This is a genomic window from Methanoregula sp., from assembly GCF_002835825.1.
Lineage (GTDB): Archaea > Halobacteriota > Methanomicrobia > Methanomicrobiales > Methanospirillaceae > Methanoregula.
Map to the genome: position 1 here is coordinate 1 of NZ_PIZH01000328.1, position 2,450 is coordinate 2,450.

General features: G+C 57.4%; 3 protein-coding genes and 1 pseudogene. 3 read left to right on the forward strand and 1 reads right to left on the reverse strand.

Features of this window, described 5'->3' with window-relative positions; genetic code table 11:
• The 3 genes and pseudogenes from CW742_RS10585 to CW742_RS10595 all read left to right on the forward strand — a co-directional run.
• Window positions 1–317 (forward strand): annotated as a pseudogene (locus tag CW742_RS10585) (flavodoxin); the annotation flags it as partial.
• 127 nt (window positions 318–444) lie between these two features.
• Entirely contained in the window at window positions 445–666 is a 222-nt protein-coding gene (locus tag CW742_RS10590) for a hypothetical protein (protein ID WP_292420182.1), read from the forward strand.
• Window positions 663–914 carry a type II toxin-antitoxin system HicA family toxin gene (locus tag CW742_RS10595; protein WP_292420183.1) on the forward strand — a complete coding sequence of 84 codons (252 nt, stop codon included), beginning with the start codon at window positions 663–665 and terminating at the stop codon, window positions 912–914. Before CW742_RS10590 ends, CW742_RS10595 begins: the two co-directional genes overlap by 4 nt.
• A 94-nt stretch (window positions 915–1,008) precedes the next feature.
• Here the strand turns inward: CW742_RS10595 and CW742_RS10600 are convergent.
• On the reverse strand, window positions 1,009–2,450 hold a 1,442-nt coding region (locus CW742_RS10600), incomplete at its 5' end, for an ERCC4 domain-containing protein (protein WP_292420185.1).

A 2,450-nucleotide genomic window follows, 5' to 3' on the forward strand; every position in this document is an offset into this window, starting at 1 on the left:
GCTATGGGTCCGGCATTTTCTTTGGGAAGCACCACGAGGCCCTGCTCAGTTTCGTATACGGCCTGCCGAAGCAGGACAAAACGGCATTCATCTTCTCGACAAGTGGCGGTGCGCTGAAGGTCATGCATCGGGAGCTGCGGGCTGACCTCGTGCAGAAAGGGTTCGCAATCACGGGCGAATTCACCTGCCCCGGGTTTGAAATGTACGGGATATTCAAGTTCATCGGTGGGTTCAGGAAAGGGCGCCCGAATGCAAAGGACCTGGAGAAAGCCCGGGCGTTTGCAAAGGGACTGCTCCCGGCATCGCAATCTGCATAGTATGTAGTACAAGTCCTCTGGAAAACCAGCTGAAACCCTGGTATCGCGTGTAAATAATTGTATTTTCACCCAGTACAACCCGAGAAAGTTGATGTCCCGGTTCAAACAATATGATGTAAGGATGTCCATGGCGCCGTACAAAACCAGCGAAATTATCTTTATTGTCGAAGAATCCCCGGAAGGGGGTTACGAAGCCCGGTCGCTGAACCATTCTATCTTCACGGAAGCGGATACTTTCGAAGAGCTCAAAGAGATGGTTCACGATGCGGTGGCCTGCCATTTCACCGATGAGGACCGTCCCTCCGTGATCCGGCTCCACATGGTCAAAGAGGAACTGATTGCAGTATGAAGCTGCCCCGGGATGTCGATGGCGACAAGCTTGCCCGCAGTCTCCGCTGTTATGGATATACTATTGATCACCTGACCGGCAGCCACCAGAGACTCACGGCAGTCGTGAACGGGAAGCGACATGTTATCACGATTCCCCTCCATAAGCCCCTGCGGGCAGGAACGCTTCACGGGATTCTCAAAGATGTTGCCGCCCACCAAAACACAAGCCTGGAACAGGTAATCAGGGATCTTTTCAGATATCTCTAGCTCTAATCAGCCCGGTAGGGGATGTTACTCTCGCCATACAATTCCCTGTCTGGGGCACTCTCCCCCTATCACAACTCTTTTGTGCAGTGAGGATTCAGTGGTACTCCCTCCGGCACACCTCATAGATCCGCGCAGCAGTCTTCTCCCCGATCCCCTGCACCGCAACAAGTTCCTCTAAAGAAGCATTCACAATAGCCTTCACCGAACCAAAATGAGCCAGCAACAGCCGGGCATTCTTCAGCCCAATCTCCGGGAATGCCGAGATAATATATTCCTGTTCTTCCCGTACAGAACGCTGAACCTTGTGCGGGTGCATCTTGCGTTCTCCCCGCTCTCCCTCTTCCCGCTTTGCGATCACATAGAGCATCTGGGCGGTGTCCTGCTCGTCTTTGGTGAAGAGGAGGGTGATGCCGAGATCGATGGTGATGGCGGAGAGCACGCCCCGGACTGCGTTTGGGTGAATGTCCCGCTGGGTGAAGATATCCCCGCCTTCGACAATCAGCACAGGCCGGGGCACAGCGTCGGCCATGGCCTTGAGCTGGCCGAGCAGATCGCGGTTGATGAGCGTGTCGGCAAAGTCCTTTGCAGTCTTGCGCTCCACAAGGATCCGGTCGCCGATGGCATAGTCCCCCTGCGGGAGGCGTTCGAGCCGGATGGCGGCCCCCATGGTGGAGAGCACCTCGACGACTTTCGAGGACGTCTCGCGGTCGTCGATGACGATCTTAATTCCCTGCGGGGTGAACTCTTCGATGCTTGCCTGTTCCACGGCAAGCGGGATCTCGCGGGGAGTGGAGAGCGCTGCGTTGAGGGACCGCATGCTCTTGTGCATCATTTTCTCTTTGGCCGTGCTGACGTGCCGGAAGACTTCATCGGACGTGCCTTTGGTGACCAGGACGACGACTCGCCCTGCACCAGACCGCCCGGTCCTCCCTTTGCGCTGGATGGACCGGATCTCCGATGGGACTGCCTCGTAGAAGATGACGAGGTCGGTTGAGGGGACATCGAGTCCCTCCTCGCCAACCGATGTCGCGACCAGTACCCTGAACTCCCCCTCCCGGAACCGGGTCAGGGCTGCGATCTGCTTCTTCTGCGAGAGGCCCTTCTCGGCATCCTTCGTTGCCTGCCCTACGAAACGCTCGCTCTCGATCCCGTGCTTTGCCAGGTAGTCCACGAGGAGCTGCACGGTGTCACGATACGTCGCAAAGATAATGATCCGGCTGTCAGGTGAATCCTCTAGCTGCTGTCGGACTAGACCGAGGGCAACTTCAGGCTTCGGGTGGAGCTCGCGGATCCATTCCACGGAACGCTCGAAAAGTTCGCGGAACGACCGGTCCTGCACCAGGCGCTGGCTTGCCTTGCTCCCCCCGGCCCCGGTCCCTTCTGCGTAGAGTTTCGCCAGGTACCCTTTCAGCACCTCGCTCCCCTGCGATTCTGCGAGGGTGATTGCGTGCTTGAGCTTCATCAGCTCAGCGTATACAGATGCAGCAGAGAACGCGGCGGGGTAGCGGTTGGCCGTCCGCTGGTGGGTCTGGGCAT

Excerpts from the sequence above, each read along its gene's own strand:
- CW742_RS10590 (WP_292420182.1), top strand. The coding sequence starts at position 445 with ATGGCGCCGTACAAAACCAGCGAAATTATCTTTATTGTCGAAGAATCC.
- CW742_RS10595 (WP_292420183.1), top strand. The coding sequence starts at position 663 with ATGAAGCTGCCCCGGGATGTCGATGGCGACAAGCTTGCCCGCAGTCTC.